At 71.2% G+C, this 18,569-nt stretch carries 19 protein-coding genes; 4 read left to right on the top strand and 15 right to left on the bottom strand.

All coding sequences use genetic code 11. The annotated features are described in order from the left end of the window. Positions 1–55 precede the first annotated feature (55 nt). The 4 genes from ACQPYE_RS03795 to ACQPYE_RS03780 all read right to left on the bottom strand — a co-directional run bounded on the left by ACQPYE_RS03795 (position 56) and on the right by ACQPYE_RS03780 (position 2,261). A complete protein-coding gene (locus ACQPYE_RS03795) occupies positions 56–835 on the bottom strand; it encodes a hypothetical protein (RefSeq protein WP_498719143.1) in 780 nt (259 codons plus the stop codon). A gap of 81 nt (positions 836–916) precedes the next feature. Continuing rightward, positions 917–1,216, bottom strand: coding sequence for a HigA family addiction module antitoxin (locus ACQPYE_RS03790; protein ID WP_498719142.1), 300 nt, complete (start codon positions 1,214–1,216; stop codon positions 917–919). Between the two features lie 13 nt (positions 1,217–1,229). Then, a complete protein-coding gene (locus tag ACQPYE_RS03785) occupies positions 1,230–1,511 on the bottom strand; it encodes a type II toxin-antitoxin system RelE/ParE family toxin (protein WP_498719141.1) in 282 nt (93 codons plus the stop codon). A 48-nt stretch (positions 1,512–1,559) separates the two neighbouring features. Next, entirely contained in the window at positions 1,560–2,261 is a 702-nt protein-coding gene (locus ACQPYE_RS03780) for a uracil-DNA glycosylase (RefSeq protein ID WP_498719140.1), read from the bottom strand. A 30-nt stretch (positions 2,262–2,291) separates the two neighbouring features. On the opposite strand from ACQPYE_RS03780, the gene ACQPYE_RS03775 reads away from it, so the two are divergent. Then, positions 2,292–3,776: a S10 family peptidase gene (locus tag ACQPYE_RS03775; protein ID WP_498719139.1), complete on the top strand. Its 1,485-nt coding sequence runs from the start codon at positions 2,292–2,294 to the stop codon at positions 3,774–3,776. 78 nt (positions 3,777–3,854) lie between these two features. Here the strand turns inward: ACQPYE_RS03775 and ACQPYE_RS03770 are convergent, their stop codons facing one another. From ACQPYE_RS03770 to eno, 11 genes are all read right to left on the bottom strand, one after another. Continuing rightward, positions 3,855–4,856: an ABC transporter ATP-binding protein gene (locus tag ACQPYE_RS03770; RefSeq protein WP_498719138.1), complete on the bottom strand. Its 1,002-nt coding sequence runs from the start codon at positions 4,854–4,856 to the stop codon at positions 3,855–3,857. Then, positions 4,849–5,823, bottom strand: a complete 975-nt coding sequence (locus tag ACQPYE_RS03765) for an ABC transporter ATP-binding protein (protein ID WP_498719137.1) — start codon at positions 5,821–5,823, stop codon at positions 4,849–4,851. Before ACQPYE_RS03765 ends, ACQPYE_RS03770 begins: the two co-directional genes overlap by 8 nt. A 9-nt stretch (positions 5,824–5,832) precedes the next feature. Continuing rightward, positions 5,833–6,732, bottom strand: a complete 900-nt coding sequence (locus ACQPYE_RS03760; RefSeq protein ID WP_498719136.1) for an ABC transporter permease — start codon at positions 6,730–6,732, stop codon at positions 5,833–5,835. Then, positions 6,725–7,648, bottom strand: coding sequence for an ABC transporter permease (locus ACQPYE_RS03755; RefSeq protein WP_498719135.1), 924 nt, complete (start codon positions 7,646–7,648; stop codon positions 6,725–6,727). The genes ACQPYE_RS03760 and ACQPYE_RS03755 overlap by 8 nt, the downstream gene beginning before the upstream one ends. Before the next feature lie 52 nt (positions 7,649–7,700). Further along, complete coding sequence (locus ACQPYE_RS03750; RefSeq protein ID WP_498719134.1) at positions 7,701–9,341, bottom strand: peptide ABC transporter substrate-binding protein; 1,641 nt, start codon at positions 9,339–9,341, stop codon at positions 7,701–7,703. A 172-nt stretch (positions 9,342–9,513) separates the two neighbouring features. Then, positions 9,514–10,464: a Ppx/GppA phosphatase family protein gene (locus ACQPYE_RS03745; RefSeq protein ID WP_498719133.1), complete on the bottom strand. Its 951-nt coding sequence runs from the start codon at positions 10,462–10,464 to the stop codon at positions 9,514–9,516. A gap of 416 nt (positions 10,465–10,880) precedes the next feature. After that, complete coding sequence (locus ACQPYE_RS03740; RefSeq protein ID WP_498722832.1) at positions 10,881–12,602, bottom strand: cellulose-binding domain-containing protein; 1,722 nt, start codon at positions 12,600–12,602, stop codon at positions 10,881–10,883. 466 nt (positions 12,603–13,068) lie between these two features. Continuing rightward, positions 13,069–14,394, bottom strand: coding sequence for a lytic transglycosylase domain-containing protein (locus ACQPYE_RS03735; RefSeq protein WP_498719132.1), 1,326 nt, complete (start codon positions 14,392–14,394; stop codon positions 13,069–13,071). Between the two features lie 166 nt (positions 14,395–14,560). Further along, positions 14,561–15,052 (bottom strand): DUF501 domain-containing protein, encoded by a 492-nt coding sequence (locus ACQPYE_RS03730; RefSeq protein ID WP_498719131.1) that lies wholly within the window; start codon positions 15,050–15,052, stop codon positions 14,561–14,563. Continuing rightward, positions 15,049–15,669 (bottom strand): FtsB family cell division protein, encoded by a 621-nt coding sequence (locus tag ACQPYE_RS03725; protein WP_498719130.1) that lies wholly within the window; start codon positions 15,667–15,669, stop codon positions 15,049–15,051. The genes ACQPYE_RS03730 and ACQPYE_RS03725 overlap by 4 nt, the downstream gene beginning before the upstream one ends. Beyond that, positions 15,669–16,955 (bottom strand): phosphopyruvate hydratase, encoded by a 1,287-nt coding sequence (gene eno / locus ACQPYE_RS03720; RefSeq protein WP_498719129.1) that lies wholly within the window; start codon positions 16,953–16,955, stop codon positions 15,669–15,671. Before eno ends, ACQPYE_RS03725 begins: the two co-directional genes overlap by 1 nt. A gap of 109 nt (positions 16,956–17,064) precedes the next feature. Here eno and ACQPYE_RS03715 point away from each other — a divergent pair, with 109 nt between their 5' ends. From ACQPYE_RS03715 to ACQPYE_RS03705, 3 genes are all read left to right on the top strand, one after another. Beyond that, positions 17,065–17,778: an alpha/beta fold hydrolase gene (locus ACQPYE_RS03715; RefSeq protein ID WP_498719128.1), complete on the top strand. Its 714-nt coding sequence runs from the start codon at positions 17,065–17,067 to the stop codon at positions 17,776–17,778. 68 nt (positions 17,779–17,846) lie between these two features. Then, positions 17,847–18,224, top strand: a complete 378-nt coding sequence (locus ACQPYE_RS03710; protein WP_498719127.1) for a tetratricopeptide repeat protein — start codon at positions 17,847–17,849, stop codon at positions 18,222–18,224. Continuing rightward, entirely contained in the window at positions 18,221–18,556 is a 336-nt protein-coding gene (locus tag ACQPYE_RS03705) for a DUF6968 family protein (protein ID WP_498719126.1), read from the top strand. Before ACQPYE_RS03710 ends, ACQPYE_RS03705 begins: the two co-directional genes overlap by 4 nt. The last annotated feature ends 13 nt before the right edge of the window (positions 18,557–18,569 follow it).

Below are 18,569 nucleotides of genomic sequence, written 5' to 3'. Positions count from 1 at the left end.
TGCCCGTCGCCCCCGCGCGGCGCGGCCGGTTTGACCGGAACGCGGCCGAACCGGGTCACCCGCGCGGCGGGAACGGGAACACCTCGAACTCGCCCGCGCACCGCCGCGCCTGCTCCTCGTGGCGGTCCTCCCAGAACTCGAACCGCCACCCGGGCCAGGCCGCGGCCAGTTCCTCGACCGACCCCTTGACCGTGGTGGCCGTCCAACAGCCGACCTCGCGCCGGGCCACGTCGACGTGCACGCCCAGGTCCGGCCCTTGGTCGTCGGGGGACAGCACGCCCCGGCCGGCCACCGGGGTCAGCGGCTCGACGAGGTGCAGCAGCCGCGGCCCGGCCCACAACGGCTCGCAGAACTCGTGGTGGACGGCGTACCCGCGCAGCACGCCGTCGGCATCGCGCACCGTGAGCACGCACGTGGTCTCGTGCGGGAAGTCCTCGTGCGGCCCGTTCAGCGCCTCGACCTCCGCCCGTCCGGTCCGCACGGTCAGCCGGTCGAGGCCCAGGTGCGCCACGACGTCCTCGATGCCGCCGTACGCCCAGCGGACGTCCCACCCGACCCAGGCGTCCTCGATCGCCGCGAGCTTCCGCGCCCGATCCGCCACTCCGTCGTGGTGCCAGGTGAAGTGGAGCAGCACTTCGTTCGCGAGGTCGACCAGCGCCGCACCCTCGCACCACACGTCGTCCAGCCACTCCCGCACGGCCCGCTCCGCCCGGAACCGCCCGACCACCTCCGGCCCGCGGGCGAGGTCGTCCAGCAAGGTGGTCGCGCCGGCGTGCGAGTAGAACAGCTCGACGCCGCCGTTCCCGACGATCACGTAGTTGGCCCGGCTACCCATGACTAGAGGATGCCCGCCGCGGTCCCGGCGGCGCGCAGCACGTCCTGGAGCATGGGTTGGGTCAGCCTGCCCGTGAAGCTCCTACACGCCGGCCAACGGCTGGATCCGGGCCAACTCCTGCGCCAAGTGGTCCTTCTCCCGTTCGAGCTCGTAACGGGACTGCAGGTTGAGCCAGAACCTCTCGGACGTTCCGAAGAACCGTGCGAGCCGCAGCGCGGTGTCGGCTGTGATGCCGCGCTTGCCGTGCACGATCTCGTTGATGCGGCGTGGCGGAACCCCGATGGCAACCGCGAGGCGGTGCTGGGTCACCCCGAGCGGCCCGAGGTACTCCTCGTCGAGGATCTCACCCGGATGAACGGGAGGCATGATCTCGTCGGTCATCCCGAAGCTCCCTTCAGTGGTAGTCCACGATCTCAACGTTCTCCGGCCCCGCAACCGTCCAGTGGAAGCAGATGCGCCACTGCTGGTTGATCCGGACGCTGTACTGCCCCGCCCGGTCACCGTGGAGCTTCTCCAAGCGGTTGCCGGGCGGCACCCGCAGGTCTTCCAAGGTCTCCGCCGCGTCCAGGATGGCGAGTTTGCGCAAGGCAACCCGCTGGACGTTCGGATCAAGTACTCGCGAACGACTTCGTTGCCATACTCGTTCCGTCTCCTTGTCGGCGAACGATCGCAGCACCCGTCCAAGCATAACGGATACCGTTATTAACGTCCAGCGTTATGCTGTTCAGCCGAGGCCGGCGGCGGTCTTGGCGCGGCGCAGCACGTCCTGGAGCATGGGTTGGGTCAGCCTGCCCGTGAAGGTGTTGTGCGGGCTCACGTGGTAGCAGCCGAACAGGTGCAGCGGCTCGCCGCCGTCCGGCGCGGGCAGGGTGAGGTGGACGCCGTGGCCGAAGGCGGGGCGCGGGCGCGGCACCGGGCGGCACGCGGCCAGCGCGGGCAGCGCGGCCTGCCAGCCGAACGCGCCCAGCACGAGCACCGCGCGCAACGTCGGCCGCAGCAGCTCCAGCTCGCGGACCAGCCACGGGCGGCAGTTGTCGCGTTCCTCCGGGGTCGGCTTGTTCTCCGGCGGCGCGCACTTCACCGGGGCCGTGACGCGGGTGCCGATCAGCTCCAGGCCGTCACCGACGTGCGTGGCCGTCGGCTGGGTCGCCAGGCCGACCGCGTGCATCGCCGCGTACAGGAAGTCACCCGAACGGTCACCGGTGAACATGCGGCCGGTGCGGTTGGCGCCGTGCGCGGCCGGGGCCAGGCCGATGATCGCCAGCGACGCGTCCGCCGGCCCGAAACCCGGCACCGGGCGTCCCCAGTACTCCTGGTCGCGGAACGCCGCCCGCTTGACCCGCGCCACCTCCTCGCGCCACGCCACCAGCCGCGGGCACGCCCGGCAACCGGTAACCCGTTCGTCGAGAGCGGACAGCGGGAGCACCGACGACGACTCCGATCGTAGAGTTCGACCATGACCGACAAGGACAACGGCGACGAGCGGGCCGCCGAGGACAACGTCGACGGGGCGGACCTCCCCGCCGACGACCTCGTCACCACCCAGCACAGCATCACCGTCAAGCGGCGCAAGCTGAACTACACCACGACCACCGGTCGGGTGGTGCTGCGCCAGGAGGTGCTGACCGAGGGCAAGTTCGACGGCCACCTGCCGAAGGCCGAGGTCTTCGTCACGGCGTACACGCTGGACGGCGCGGACCCGGCGAAGCGGCCGGTGACGTTCGCGTTCAACGGCGGTCCCGGCTCGTCCAGCGTGTGGCTGCACCTGGGCCTGCTCGGACCGCGCCGGGTCGTCTCCGGCGACGTCGGCGACCTCACTCCCCCGCCGTACGACCTGGTCGACAACACCGAGACGCTGCTCGCGCACAGCGACCTGGTGTTCATCGACCCGGTGTCGACCGGCTACTCACGGGCGGTGAAGGGCGAGAAGCCCGGCCAGTACCACGGCTTCCAGGGCGACCTGGAGTCCGTCGGCGAGGTGATCCGGCTGTGGACCTCGCGCAACGGGCGGTGGATGTCGCCGAAGTTCCTGGCCGGCGAGTCGTACGGGACCACGCGCGCGGCGGGCCTGGCCGACTACCTCCAGTCGCGGTACGGCATGTACCTCAACGGGCTGATGCTGATCTCGTCCGTGCTGGACTTCACCACGCTGGACTTCAGCGAGGGCAACGACCTGCCGCACACGCTGTTCCTGCCGACCTACGCGGCGATCGCGCACTACCACGGGCTGCACGGCGACCGTTCGCTGGAGGACGTGCTGGCCGACGCGGAGGACTTCGCGTCCCGCGACTACCCGTGGGCGCTGGCGCGCGGCAACCGGCTGTCCGCCGAGGAGCGCACGGCGGTGGTGGCGCGGCTGGCCGGGTTGACCGGGCTCAGCGAGGACTACGTGGACCGGGTGGACCTGCGGGTCGAGCACGTGCGGTTCTTCACCGAGCTGCTGCGCTCGGAGCGCAAGGTCGTCGGCCGGCTGGACTCGCGGTTCACCGGCCCGGACGCCGACTACGGCCGCGAGCACTTCAGCGACGACCCGTCGTACTCGGCGATCCTCGGCCCGTACACGGCGGCGCTGAACCACTACGTGCGGGCGGAGCTGGAGTACGAGAACGACCTGCCCTACGAGATCCTGACGATGAACGTCCGGCCGTGGTCGTACAAGGAGTTCGAGGGCACGCACGTGACGGTGGCGGACAAGCTGTCGTCGGCGATGCGCGCCAACCCGCACCTCAAGGTGCACGTCGCGTACGGCTACCTGGACGGCGCGACGCCGTACTACGCGGCCGAGCACGTGGTCGCGCACCTGCGGATCCCGGAGGAGCTGCACGCCAACATCGAGGCCGCGTACTACCCCGCGGGCCACATGATGTACGTGCACACCGAGAGCCGGTTGCAGCAGTCGAAGGACCTGGCCGACTTCGTCCAGTCCGCCTCGAACCGCTGATCCGACCGATCCCGCGCGGGTCGGACGCGGGACCGCGGCAGGACGGGAGGCCCTGGTGCGCGCATCGCACCAGGGCCCTCACCCTTCGGGCACGACGTGGCGTTCCTCGGCGAAGTGGCAGGCGCTGGGGTGGGCGCCGACGCGGGCGATGAGCGCCGGTTCCTCGATCGCGCACACGTCCCGCGCCTTCCAGCACCTCGTGCGGAACCGGCAGCCGGAGGGCGGGTTCAGCGGTGACGGCACGTCGCCGGTCAGGCGGATCACGTCACGGCGACCGCGCAGGGCCGGGTCCGCCACCGGCACGGCCGACAGCAGCGCCTGCGTGTAGGGGTGCGTGGGGTGCTGGTAGATCTGCTCCTCGGTGCCGATCTCGACGATCTTCCCGAGGTACATCACGGCCACCCGGTCGGACAGGTGCCGCACCACCGACAGGTCGTGCGCGATGAAGAGGTAGGCCAGCCCGAACCCGGCCTGCAACTCCGCCAGCAGGTTCATCACCTGGGCCTGGATCGACACGTCCAGGGCGGACACCGGCTCGTCGCACACGATCACCTTCGGCCGCAGCGCCAACGCCCGCGCGATCCCGATCCGCTGCCGCTGCCCGCCGGAGAACTGGTGCGGGTACCGGTTGAGGTGCTCCGGGTTCAGCCCGACGACGTCCAGCAGCTCGCGCACCCGCCCGGCCCGCGACCCGCGCGGCGCGACCTCCGGGTGGATCTCGAACGGCTCGCCGACGATGTCGCCCACGGTCATCCGCGGGTTCAGCGAGGTGTAGGGGTCCTGGAGCACGATCTGCACGTCCCGCCGCCACCGCCGCAGCGCCGCGCCCCGCAACGAGAACACCGGCTCGCCCTCGAACAGCACCGTGCCCGACGTCGGCGGCTCCAACCGCATCAGCACCTGCGCCAACGTCGACTTGCCGCACCCCGACTCGCCGACCACGCCCAGCGTCTCCCCCGCGCGCAGCGAGAACGACACGCCGTCCACCGCGCGCACCCGGCCCACGGTCCGCCGGAACACCACCCCGCGCGTCACCGCGAAGTGCTTCACCAGGTCGCGCACCTCCACCAGCTCAGCCACCGACGACCTCCTCCGCGAAGTGGCACGCGCTGATCCGCCCGAACCCGAGCCGCACGTCCCGGGGCACGTCCGACGCGCACACGCCCTCCGCCCGGGGGCACCGGGGGTGGAACGGGCAGCCCGACGGGATGCGCAGCAGGCTGGGCGGCAGCCCGCGGATCGTCTCCAGCGCGGCGCCCTTCGAGTCCAGCCGGGGCAGCGACCGCATCAACGCCGCCGTGTACGGGTGGCCGGGCGAGCGGAACAACGACAGCGCGTCCGCCTGCTCCACGATCCGCCCCGCGTACATCACCACGATCCGGTCGGCCACCTCGGCGACCACGCCCAGGTCGTGCGTGATCAGGACCAGCCCCATCCGCCGCTCGCGCTGGATCTCCGCCAGCAGGTCCATGATCTGCGCCTGCACGGTCACGTCCAGCGCCGTGGTCGGCTCGTCCGCGATCAGCACCTCGGGGTCGAGCGCCAGCGCCATCGCGATCATCGCCCGCTGCCTCATGCCGCCGGAGAACTGGTGCGGGTACTCGCGGACCCGCTGCCGCGCCGCCGGTATCCGCACCAGGTCGAGCAGCTCGATCGCCCGCGCCCGGGCCTGCGCCCGGCTCATCCCGCGCCGCAGCCGGAGCTGCTCCTCGATCTGGAAGCCCACCGTGAACACCGGGTTCAGCGCCGACAGCGCGTCCTGGAAGATCATCGCCACGCCCTCGGCGCGGACGGCGCGCCGTCGTTCGGCCGACGCCGACAGCAGCTCCTCGCCGTGGAACCGCACCGAGCCGCCCGTCACGAACGCGGGCGGCGTGTCCAAGATGCCCATGATCGTCTGCGCGGTCACGCTCTTGCCCGAGCCGGACTCGCCGAGCACGGCCAGCGTCTCGCCCGCCGACACGTGGTAGCTCACGCCGTTGAGCACGCGCGCCACCCCGTCCCGCGTGCGGAACTCCACGTGCAGGTCCTCGACCTCCAGCAGCATGATCCCCTCCTACCGCAGCTTCGGGTCGAGGGCTTCGCGCACCGCGTCGCCCAGCATCACGAACGCCAGCACGGTCGCGGTCAGGAACCCCGCCGGGAACAGCAGCGCGTGCGGCGCGACGCGCAGGTAGTCCTTGGCGCTGTTGATCATCACGCCCCACGACACGACCGGCTGCCGCAGCCCGATCCCGAGGTAGGACAGGGTCGCCTCGGCCCCGATGAACGCGCCGAGCGCGATCGTCGAGTAGACGAGCACGGGCGCGACGGTGTTGGGCAGCATGTGCTTGCCGATGATCCGCGCCGGCGACGCGCCGAGCGCCCGTGCCGCCTTCACGTAGTCCTGCTGCCTGGCGGCGATGGCGGCGGACCGCATGATCCGCATCGCCACCGGCCACGACAGCACCGAGATCGACAGCACCACCTGCGCCACGATCCGCACCGGCCCCGCGTCACGGCCCGCGTTCAACGTGGTCAGGATGACGATCGCGCCCAGCACGAACGGCACGCCGACGAACACGTCCGCGACCCGCGACACCACCGCGTCCAGCCACCCGCCGAAGAACCCGGCCAGCATCCCGACGCTCGCCCCGACCAGGACGACACCCGCCGTGGCCAGCAACCCGACCACGATCGACGCCCGCGCGCCGTGCACGACCCGCGTGTAGATGTCGTAGCCCTGGTTGTCGTACCCGAACCAGGCGACGGACGAGGGCGCGCCGCGTGACCTGGACAGGTCGGCCGCGTTCGGGTCGCCGGAGGCGAACAGGCCGGGGAACGCCGCCATCAGCAGCACGAGCAGGATCAACGACACCGACACCCAGAACAGCGGCCGACGCCGCAACGCGTGCCAGGCGTCGCCGAACAGCCCGCGCGGCCGGTCGGGGACGAGTGAGGCCAGTTGGTCAGTCATAGCGGATCCTCGGGTCCAAGACCGCGTACAGCAGGTCCACCAGCAACGTCATCAGCAGGTACACCAGGACCAGCACGGTCACCACGCCGGTCACCATCGCGCCGTCCTTGGTCAGGATCGACCGGAACACCAGGCCGCCGACGCCGGGCACGTTGAAGATCCCCTCGGTGACGATCGCGCCGCCCAGGAACGCGCCGAGGTCCGTGCCGAGGAACGTGATCACCGGGATCAGCGAGTTCCGCAGCAGGTGCACGCCGACGATCCGGCGCGTCGGCAACCCCTTGGCCAACGCCGTGCGCACGTAGTCCGCGCGCCGGTTCTCGGCGATGCTCGCGCGTGACAGGCGGGCGACGTAGGCCATGGACAGGCTGGCCAGCACGAACCCGGGGACGATCAGGTTCCCGAACGTGGGCGTGGTGACCGTGGGCGCGATCCAGCCCAGTTGCAGCCCGAACACCAGCTGCACGACGTACCCGGTGACGAACACCGGGATCGAGATCAGGAACAGCGTCGAGACCAGCACCAGGCTGTCCAGGAACCCCCGGCCGCGCAGCCCCGACACCACGCCGGCGACGATGCCGATGACGGCCTCGACCAGCAGCGCGACCAGGGCCAGCCGCAGCGTCACCGGGAACGTCGCCGCGATCCGGTCGACCACCTGGACGCCGGACGACGTGACGCCGAAGTCGCCCTGGACCAGGTTCACCAGGTACTTCCAGTACTGCAGCGGCAGCGGGTCGTCCAGGTTGAACCGCTCCCGCATCATCGACACGTAGGAGGCCGGGCAGTCGCGCTCGCCGCACTTGCCCTCGAACGGGTCGCCCGGGACCGCCCACACCAGCGCGTAGATCAGGAACGTGGTGCCGACGAACACCGGCACCATCTGGAGCAACCTGCGCAGCACGTACCGACCCAACTCCGCGCTCCCCTCGGCTGGCTGGCGGGTGTGTCCGGTGCCCTCGGCGTGGTCAGGCCACTTCCACCGAGTAGAGGTCGAGCGTGCGGAACGGGTCGAGGTTGGCCACCTTGAGCCGCTCGGACCGGCCCGCGATGGTGTTCTGCGTCCACAGCGGGATGGACGGCAGGTCGGGGGCCAGCATCCGCTCGGCTTCGAGGTACAGCTCGATCGCCGCGTCCTCGCTGGACGCCTTGTCGGCCTCGGCGAGCTTCGCGTCGAACGCCGGGTTCGAGTACAGCCCGTCGTTGGAGGACGCGCCCGTGCGGAACAGCGGCGTGAGCCAGTTCTCGATCGACGGGTAGTCGGCGATCCAGCCCGACCGGTACATGCCGGTCATCTTGTGCGCGTTCACGTTCTGCCGGAACTCGCCGAAGCTGGTCGACGGCACGAACCGCACCTCGACGCCGAGGGTGTTCTTGATGCTGTTGACCACCGCCTCGGCCCACTCCTGGTGCCCGCCGTCGGTGTTGGACAGCAGCACGATCTCCCCGGTGTGGCCGGACTTCGCGAGCGCCTCCTTGGCCTTGGCCGGGTCGAACTCGCAGTTCTCGCCGCACTGGCCGGGCCGGTAGCCCTTCATCAGCGGGTGCACCCAGCCGTCCGCGGGCTTGCGCGTGCCCTCGAAGATCCGCGCGGTGATCTCCTCGCGGTTGATCGCCATGGAGATCGCGCGGCGCAGGTCCGCGTTGTCGTAGGGCTCGGTGTAGAACGGGAAGGCGATGGTCTGGTTGTTCAGCGTCTCCCGCTGCACGACGCGGTCGCCGAGGTCGGTCTCGTACTGCTTGCCCGCCAACGCGTTGGGCGGCAGTTCCTCCATGAAGTCCAGGTTGTTCGACACGAGGTCGGCGTAGGCGGACTCGCGGCTCTGGTAGACCTTCAGCGTCAGGTCCTTGAACTTCGGCTTGTCGGCGCCCTGGTAGTCGTCGTAGCGGGTCAGCTTGATGTCGGTGCCGACCGTGCGGGAGACGTACTTGAACGGGCCGTTCCCGATCGGGTTCGCCTCGAACGCGGCGCGATCGGCGAAGAAGGCCTCGGGGAGCGGGGCGAACACCTCGTAGCCGACGGTCACCGGGAACACGGCGAACGGCTCGGACAGCGTGATGGTGAACGTGTGGTCGTCGACGACTTCGAGGCCGGACAGCGACTTGGCGGTCGGGGCCGGTGGTTCCTGCTCGCCGTCGGGACCGTCGGGGTCGGTCGGGTTGACCGCGGCGTAGCCCTCGATCTGGGAGAAGAAGCTGGCGCCCTGGGTGGCGTTGGGCCCGTAGGCGGTCCAGTTCCAGGCGTCCACGAAGCTCTTGGCGGTGACCGGGGTGCCGTCGTGGAACAGCCAGCCCTGCTTGAGCTTGACGGTGAAGACCTTCGAGTCGGTGGTGTCGATCGACTCGGCCATCGCGTTGACCGGCTGCGCGTCCTCCGCGCGGTACTCGATCAGGCCGGTGAACAGCGGGTCGAGGACGCGGCTGCCGCCGGTCTCGGTGGTGTTGCCGGGGATGAGCGGGTTCTCCGGCTCGGTGTTGAAGATCGTGATGCCGGCGTCGGCGTTCGAGCCGGTCGGGGTCTCGGCCGAACCGCAGGCCGTGGCCGCCAGGACGAGCGCCACGGCTGTGGCAGCGGTCGCGGTTGAGGGGCGTAATCGTGAACCTGACATGGGTCCTCCCACCTGATCGGGGTAACCGAGCAGAGTCGACCGCTTTCGCAGCGTGAGAGAGAACCTAGGGGGCGGGTGACCCGGGCCACACGGGTGAGCGCGTCACGACCTGGTCACGATCAATCCCAGTTGACGGGCGGGTGGGTTGACGTGCTCGTTCGCGGTGTGGCCGTCAGGCTAGGGCGAACGCGATGCCGTCGAGGATGTCGTGCTCGCTGACGACGAGCTCGGTGATGCCCTGCGACTCCAGGTGGTCGGCGAGCGTGCGGACGACCAGCGCGCCGCCGCAGATCACGTCCACCCGGCCGGGGTGCATCGGGCCGAGCGCGGCGCGCTCGTCGTGGCCCATCGTGAGCAGCTTCGCGGTGACCTCGCGGATCCGGTCGATGCCGAGCCGGGCGAGGTGGATCTCCTCCGGTTCGTACCGCGGCAGCTCCTTGGCCAGCGCGACGAGGGTCGTGACCGTGCCCGCGACGCCGATCCAGGTCTTGGCCCGGGCGGTCGGCACGGCGGCGAACGCCTCGGCGAGCACCTCCCGGGTGACGCCGACCGCCTGCTCGACCTGCGCCTCGGTCGGCGGGTCGGTGTGCAGGCAGCGTTCGGTGAGCCGGACGCAGCCGATGTCGACCGACCGGGCGGCCTCGACCTCGCCGCGCACGCCGTCCCACGTGCCCAGCACCAACTCGGTCGACCCGCCGCCGATGTCGGAGACCAGGAAGGGACCTTCGTCCGCGTCCAAGTCGGACACCGCGCCGAGGAAGGAGAGCCGGGCCTCCTCGTCACCGGTGATGACCTCGGCCTCCACGCCGAGCACCTCCCGGGTCATGTCGAAGAAGGCGGCCTTGTTCGCGGCGTCCCGGGTGGCCGACGTCGCGACCATCCGCACGCGCTCGGTTCCCTTGCGCCGCAGGACGTTCGCGTAGTCGACGAGCGCGGCCCGGGTGCGTGCGATGGCCTCGGGGTGCAGCTCACCGGTCGCGTCGACACCTTGGCCGAGCCGGACGACCCTCATCTCCCGGTGCACGTCCCGCAACCACCGTCCGCCGGTGTCCGATGTGGTCACATCGGCGACCAGGAGGCGGATCGAGTTGGTCCCGCAGTCGATCGCGGCCACGCGTGCCATGCCCGAGGTCTCCTTCGTCGCTGGTGAGTGCTGCCGGCAGCGTAACCACAAGAGGTCCGCCGGCAGGCCCTTCCTCCCAAAGGAGGGGTTCGTGTCATCCCGCCGACCTGGCGCAGCCCTACCGCGCGTGTCAAGGGGGCACATCTCATCCCACCAGGAACCTTCCGCTGGAACCGCCCCCTTGATACGCGTGGTAGCCCTTGTGGAGGTCGGTGGGATGACACGGACACCGGACCCACAACGGACCCGCAGCACAACCACCCGACCAGGGGTCATCCTGCTGATCTGCCCGTCCGGCGAGGACGCTCTTCAGCTTTTAAGCCCTTAAAACTCCTGCCCAACAAGCAACGAACGGGCGCTCACGAACCGATCAGCCCGCGAGCGCCCGTCCGCACATGAACCCCGCCCACCCAGAATCAGTTGGGCGCGTGGATCTGGTCAGCGGCGTTCGCCGCGTAGTCCCTGGTCGCCCCGCGCACGAACATGTTCTGCTCGGCGTGGTTGCCGGAGAAGTGCTGCTTGATCGAGCCGTTGAACGGCGTGGTGGACGCGTTGCGGCCGTACACGTCGGTGTAGACGGCGGTCGGGCCGGAGTTGCGCAGCTTGAAGCCGCCCGGCCGGAACTCGCGCAGCGTGCCCTTGAACGGCGAGCGCGGGTCGTCCCACGCCACCCGCTGCCCGGTCTGCTCGGTGATGCGGCGGACCGCGTTGCAGTAGTCGCCGCGAATGCCCTCGTAGCAGAGGTCGACCTGGCGGGCCAGCCTGTTCGGCTTCGAGGCGTCGTAGTACCGGCCCGGGTTCAGCACGTAGAACAGCGGCTGGATGGTGAACGACAGCTGCGAGGTGCTGACCGTGACGTCCGAGAACCAGAACTCGTGCAGGTCGTTCGTGTCGAACGGGATGTCGGTGCCGGTGATGACCTCGAAGTGCGTCTTCCCCTCGCGGATCGCCTGGACGCACGCCGCGTCGGTGATCAGCCGGCCGAGCGAGCGCGTGTCGGACGGCGAGTCCGCCGGGATGGCCGGGCCGACGGTGGTGAACTTGTTGTTGAACGGGCCGGGGCAGTCGGTCGCGCCGAAGCCGCCCGGTCGCCCGTTGGGGATCAAGGCGGTGAACTTGGCCTCGGTGACCTGGTTGTTGTCCCGGTGCGTGCACTTGTTGTCGTAGATCAGCTCGTGCACGTTGTTGGTGAACGCGTCCGTCGAGTGCGTGCCCTGGTGGAACTTCAGCAGGGTGTCGCACGTGGCGATGGTGGTGCCCTGCGGCGGGAAGAAGCTCGTGCCGTTGTCGCCCTGGATGACGTTCGAGTTGTTGACCGCGAGGACCTTGTGGCCGACGTGGTCCTCGTGCCGGTGCGCGCCACCGGGGTTGGCGCTCATCATCACCTCGCTGGTGTAGCCGAAGTACGGCCACTTCGCGTCGGCGAACAGGTCGGAGGTGCGCGGGTCGTCGCCGTGCTCGTGGCCGAACGCGCAGCCGCTCGCGTCGCGCGGCGGGTGCCACGTCGGGTAGACCTTGCCGTCCGGGCCGTACGCCCAGTACCGGGCGTGGACCTCGCGCGAGCACTCGCCGGCCTTCGGCGTGTAGCCGGTGGCGCTCTCCGACACGACGATGTCGTACGCCATGCTCGTCTGCGCGCCCGCCGGCGGCAGGGACCTGCCCCACGCGGGGTTGTCGGTCGGCGGCACGGACGTGGTGGACGTCGGTCCGCCGGTCGTCGTCGTCGACGTCGTCGTGGTAGCGGTAGCGGTAGTGGTGGTCACCGGCGCGCCCGTGCACGCGACGCCGTTGAGGGCGAACGAGGTCGGCGCCGGGTTGCTGCCGCTCCACGAGCCGTTGAAGCCGAACGTCGCGGTCGCGCCGGTGGCCAGGTTGGCGTTGTGGCTGACGCCGCGCGCGCTCACCTGGGCGCCGCTCTGCGTCGCGGTGGCGTTCCACGCCTGGGTGACCCGCTGACCGGAGGCGAAGCTCCAGGTCAGCGTCCACGAGTTGATCGGGTCGCCCAGGTTCGTCACGGTCACGTTCGCGGTGAAGCCGTTGTTCCACTGCGACGGGACGGAGTAGGTGACGCCGCAGCCCGTTGCGGCGGCCTGCGCCACGAACACCGTGCTGCCCACGCCGACCGCGGCGACCGCCACGGCTGACAAGAATCGGAATCTGTGTCCACGCATGGTCATTTCTGCCCTCCATCAGTTCAGCCGGTACGTGCGGCGGCGGTGATCCAGGGCATCGCGGGGTGAAGTGGGATTCGGGTTGCCCTCAACGCCGGGAAGCGCGGACGCCTCGTTGAGGGCAGCGGGACAGCACTCGGCGAGCCTGACTTGGCCGGTGGCGGGATGGCGGCCACGCACACCGGGGACGTGCACCTCGGCGGTTCGGTCGGTCGTCGTGCGGCCGGACGACCAGGTCACCGGATCACCGGATCGCGACCGGATCACCGGATCGCGACGGGGTGACCGGACCGGCGATCGGGGCTGCCGGTGCGGGTAGTGTTCGACCGACTCCACCGCGTTGTCAACGACTGTCGCAACGTTGCGACAACGTCCGTCTTAACCCGTTAAGCGAATTCCGCCCCGGCGACGCCGGCGATGGGTTGGGCGTGGCTCAGGTGGCCTTCATGGACGACGTCGACGACGCCGGGTAGGACGAGCCCGAACCGGTTGAGGACGTGCCACCCGAGGTCCCTCCAGAGGTCCCGGCGGGCGACGTGCCTGCCGAGGTCGTCCCGACGGGCGTCGTCGCGGGCTCCTCGGTCGTGGTGGTGGTCGTCGTCGTGGTGGTGGTCGGCGTGGGGCAGCCGGGCGGGATCGACGGCGTCGTGGTGGGCGTCGTCGTCGGCGTGCTGGTCGTCGCCCCGGTCGGCTCGGTCGGCTCCGTGGGGCACGTCGGCGTGGTGGTCGTCGTCGAGTGCGTCGGCACGGTCGGGGTGAACGTGATCGTCACGCCGGGCCGGGACGTCCTCGTGGTCGTCGTCGTGGTCGGGTTCGCCGTGCTGGAGGACGGCGGCGTGTTCCCGGGCGGCGAGGTGTTGTCGTTGTCCGACGGGATGTCGCCGTTGCCCGGGCTGGGCCCGAAGTCGTCGTCCGAGCCGATGATGTCCGGCAGCACCGGCACGCCGTTGGCGTACACGTCCGCCCAGTACAGCACCGTGGCCACGTACTCGTTGGACTGGTTGTAGCGGAACACCGACCGCGCGCGCTGCACCGGGTCGCTCACGTCCACGTTGTTCGCGCACAGGTAGTTGCCCGCGCCCGTGGTGGCGTCGTAGATGTTGTTCGGGTTCCGCTCGCCGTCCTCGTTGCCGTCGGCCGCGTACCCGGCCCACGTGGACGGGATGAACTGCATCGGGCCGACGGCCCGGTCCCAGGTGCGGTCGCCGTCGAACCTGCCGCCGTCGGTGTCCCGGATCGCGGCCACGCCGGGTGCGCCGTTGAGCACCGGACCCACGATCCGCTCGACCGTGGTGCCGCTCTCGGTGACCCGGCCGCCGTGCGCGTGCCCGGACTCGATGCGGCCGATGCTGGCCAGCAGCGGCCAGTCCAGCCGGCAGCCGGGCGTGGTCTGCCCCAGCCGGTCCGCCGCGCGCATGTACGCGTCGAGCATGACGCCGGGGATGCCGTGCTGGCCCTCGCGCAGGTAACCGCCCTCCAACGGGGGCAGGTCGTCCTCGAACTCCGACGGGTCGTCGGCGTCGGCCAGCAGCGCCGCGCTCAGCTCGTCCGTCTCGGGCAGCTGGCCGGTGGCGCCGAGCTTGCCCCGGGCGTCCAGCGCGAGCGTGCCCAGCACGTCGCCCGGACCGGGCGGCACGGCTTCCACGTCGGCGCGGTCGGCGAGGCTGAACCAGTCGACCGGGGTGGCCGTGTGCAGCAGCGCGGGCACGAGCATCGCGGCGGTGGCGGTGGCCGCGAAGCCCCACTGCCGAGGCGTCATCGTGCCCGGATGGACCTTGGTCCGCTTCCGCCCCCGACGCTTCGACTTCGGCACAGCCACGGACTCCCCATCGACTCGTCACCCAGCCTGAAGACCAGCCTGCCTGATCCGAACGGCGGTGTCACGGGCACGCACGAGCTTTGTGCCCGGAGAACTGCCAGGACGGTCAGTTTTTCACCTTTGACGCGCATTCCCCGCTCGGCCACCACTGGGCGAGCTGGTCGAGCGCCTCGTCGCCGAACGGGTTCACGCCCCGGCCGACGGCCAGCGAGTGCGCCACGTGCACGTGCAGGCACTTGACCCGCGTCGGCATCCCACCGGCCGTCACGGTCGTGCCGAGCGGTTCGATCGCGTCCCGCTCGGCCAAGTACGCCTCGTGCGCCCGGAGGTAGCTCTCGGCCAGCTGCTCGTCCACCGCCAACCGGTCGGTCATCTCCTTCATCAGCCCGGCCCCCTCCAGCCTGCTGACGTAGGAGTTCACCCGCGAGCAGGTCAGGTAGTACAGGGTCGGGAACGGCGTGCCGTCCTCCAACCGGGGGTTGGTCCGCACGACCGCCGGGTGCCCGCTCGGGCACCGCGCGGCGATCGCCCTGATGCCCCTCGGCGCGCGGCCCAACTGCGCCGCGACCGCCGCCAGGTCCTCTTCGCTCACCGTCATCGTGCCGCCGCCGAATCCCACAACTGCTCGTACCACGCCTTGTCCTCGGCCGGTTTGGTCTCCGGTCGCTGCTGGTCCAGTTCACGCTCCTCGTCACCGGGGAGCTGCACGACGTAGGGCGTCTCGCCGGGCCGCACGTAGTGCAGCCTGCGCCGTGCCTCGGCCTCGACGTGCGCCGGGTCGGCCAGTTCCCGCTTGCGCCGCTCCAGCTGCCCCACCTCGGCGCGCAGCGTCTCCTGCGAGGCGGTGACCTCGCGCAGCTCCTCGCGCTGCGCCAGGTACGTGCGCAGCGGCACGGCGATGCTCAGCGCCAACGCGCACACCACCATCGCCAGCAACGCGGCCCGCCGCGTGCCGGTCATGCCGAACGCGCCGCCCGTGCCCGCGCCCGCCCTGGTGCGGGCCCGGGACTGCGGCTTGCGCGCCGCGGCCTTGCCCTTGCGCGGTTCCGGCTTGCGGGTGGCGTCCTGGCGGGTGGCGCCCTGGCGGGCCGCACCCTGGCGCGGCTCGCCCCCTCGGGCGTCACGGGACTGACCGTCGCGGGCCTGCGCCCGCGCAGGGCGGGACCTCGGCGTGGCCTCGCGACCACGCCGGGGCTCCCGTTCCCGTCGTGCCATCAGCTCTCCGGCGTGTACCGCGGGAAGGCCAGGTCGCCGGCGTAGCGCGCGGCGTCGCCCAGGGCCTCCTCGATGCGCAGGAGCTGGTTGTACTTCGCGGTGCGCTCGCCGCGGGCGGGCGCACCGGTCTTGATCTGGCCCGCGCCGACGGCCACGGCCAGGTCGGCGATCGTGGTGTCCTCGGTCTCGCCGGACCGGTGGGACATCATCGACTTGTAGCCGTAGGACGTGGCCAGCGCGACCGCGTCCAGCGTCTCGGACAGCGTGCCGATCTGGTTGACCTTCACCAGCAGCGCGTTGGCCGCGCGGCGGGAGATGCCCTCCTCCAGCCGCTCCGGGTTGGTCACGAACAGGTCGTCGCCGACGATCTGCACGCGCTCGCCCAGCTCGGCCGTCATCTGCACCCAGCCGTCCCAGTCGTCCTCGGACAGCGGGTCCTCGATCGACACCATCGGGTAGGCGTTGACCAGCTCGGTGTAGTAGCCGGTCATCTGCTCGGCGCTGCGCTTGGTCTTCTCGAACGTGTAGGCGCCGTCGGAGTAGAACTCCGTGGCGGCCACGTCCAGCGCCAGCGCGATGTCGCGGCCCGGCGTGAAGCCCGCCTTCTCGATCGCGATCAGGATCAGGTCGAGCGCGTCCCGGTTGCTCGACAGGGACGGCGCGAAGCCGCCCTCGTCGCCGAGGCCCGTGCCCAGGCCCTTCGACTTCAGCACCGACTTCAGCGCGTGGTAGGTCTCCGCGCCCCAGCGCAGCGCCTCGCGGAAGGTCTCCGCGCCGATCGGCGCGATCATGAACTCCTGGATGTCCACGTCGGTGTCGGCGTGCGCGCCACCGTTGAGGATGTTCAGCATCGGCACCGGCAGCACGTGCGCGTTCGGGCCGCCGATGTACCGGAACAGCTCCAGGCCGCTGGACGCCGCCGCCGCCTTCGCCACCGCGAGCGACACGCCGAGGATGGCGTTCGCGCCCAGGCGGGACTTGTCCGGCGTGCCGTCCAGGTCGACCAGCTTCTGGTCGACCACCCGCTGCTCGACGGCCTCGATGCCGACCAGCTCGGGGCCGATCTCGTCGAGCACCGCCGTGACCGCGCGCTCGACGCCCTTGCCCAGGTAGCGCTTGGCGTCGCCGTCCCTCAGCTCGACCGCCTCGTGCTCGCCGGTCGACGCGCCGGACGGAACCGCGGCGCGCTCCAGCGTGCCGTCGTCCAGCGCCACCTCTACCTCGACGGTCGGGTTGCCTCGCGAGTCCAGGATCTCGCGGGCGCCGACCTGCTCGATGACCGCCACGTGCGCTCCCTCGTCAGACCATCCGTGTATCGGTGCCGAGCCTAGTTGGTGCAAGGTGTGGGACTGCCCCGGCTCGCCTGTTGGGGCACCGGCCGGAAGGGGTTCACCGGTGGTTCACGTGGCGCGGGGTGGGGACGGACCGCTGCTGGTGCTGCTGCACGGGCTCGGCGCGACGGGGTCGGTGTGGCGCGGAGCTGCGGAAACGTGGCCCGGCGCGTGGTTGGCGGTCGACCTGCCCGGTCACGGTCGGTCGGCGCCGGCGGCGCGGTACTCGTTCGGGTCGCTGGCGGCTTCGGTGGCCGCCGCGGTCGGTCCGGGTCCGGTGGCGGTGCTCGGGCACTCGTTGGGCGGCGTGGTGGCGTTGACGCTGGCCAGCGGGTGGTTCGGGGTCGACGTGCGGGCGGTCGGCGGGCTCGGGATCAAGGTGCGGTGGACGGCGGAGGAGCTGGCGCGGGCGGCGTCGCTGGCCGCGAAGCCCGCGCGGGTGCTCCCGACCCGCGAGGAGGCGTCGGCGTGGGCGTCGAAGCTGGCCGGTGTGCCGTTGGCGGACGGCGTGGTCGAGGTGGCCGGCGGGTGGCGCGCGGCGCTGGACCCGGCGGCGTTCGGGGTGGGCGAGCCGGACGTGGCGGGGTTGCTGGCGGTGGCGAAGGCGCCGGTCGTGCTGGCGGCCGGCGAGACCGACCACATGTGCCCGCCGGAGCACCTGCTCGCGGCGCGGGCGGACGCCGTGGTGCTGCCCGGGGTGGGCCACAACGCCCACGTGGAGCACCCGCTGTCGATCAAGCCGGTGCTCGACCGGCTGCACGGCGCTCTCGTGTCGTGACACGCCCGTCCCGTCATCCGGTCGGCTGTCGTGTGGCGGCCGGATGGCCGGGTAGCGTTGATCGAACCATGACGGACAGCACCTTCGAGGCGTTCCGCCGAGCCGAGGCGCTGCTCGCGGGACGCCGACCGCTGGAGGCGCTGCGCGAGCTGCGAGTCGTGCTCGAAGCGGCGCCGGACCAAGTGGGAGTGCAGCTGCTCGCGGGCCGGGCCTACCTCGGTTCGGCCCAGCTCACGCGTGCCGAGGCGGCGTTCCGGAAGGTGCTCGACCTGGACCCCAGCGATCACTACGCGAGGTTCGCGCTCGGCCGGACGTTGCAGCGGCAGAGCCGGCTGCCCGAGGCGTTGACGCAGCTGCGGATGGCGGCGGCGATGAACCCGTCGCCGGAGTACCAGGAGGCGTTGGGCGAGGTCAGCGCCCGCCTCGCGGTGGAGCGCGACCGGTGACGGCCCACGAGCTCGGGCCCGTGGTGGCCGAACGGCGGCTGTGGCGCGTGGCCGGCGACGGCTCCCGCGCGGAGGTCGTGATCAGGTTCGGCACGCCCCACCCGGACCCGCTGAGCCCGAACGAGGACTGGTGCTGCCCGCACCAGATCCTGGGCTTGGGCAACGAGACCGTCGGCGCGTCGTTCGGCGTCGACTCGCTCCAGGCCCTGCTCCTCAGCGTGTACCGCGTGCGCCTGGAACTCGCCGCGCGCGCGGTGGAGGCGGCGGTCGAGCTGGACTGGCTCGGCCTGGCGGACCTGGGCCTGACCGTCGACCCGCCCGTGCGCCCCTGACGGGTCGACCGCG

The organism is Actinosynnema sp. CA-299493 (genome assembly GCF_050946825.1).
Lineage (GTDB): Bacteria > Actinomycetota > Actinomycetes > Mycobacteriales > Pseudonocardiaceae > Actinosynnema.
This window is presented reverse-complemented; position numbering and strand designations above follow the sequence as displayed.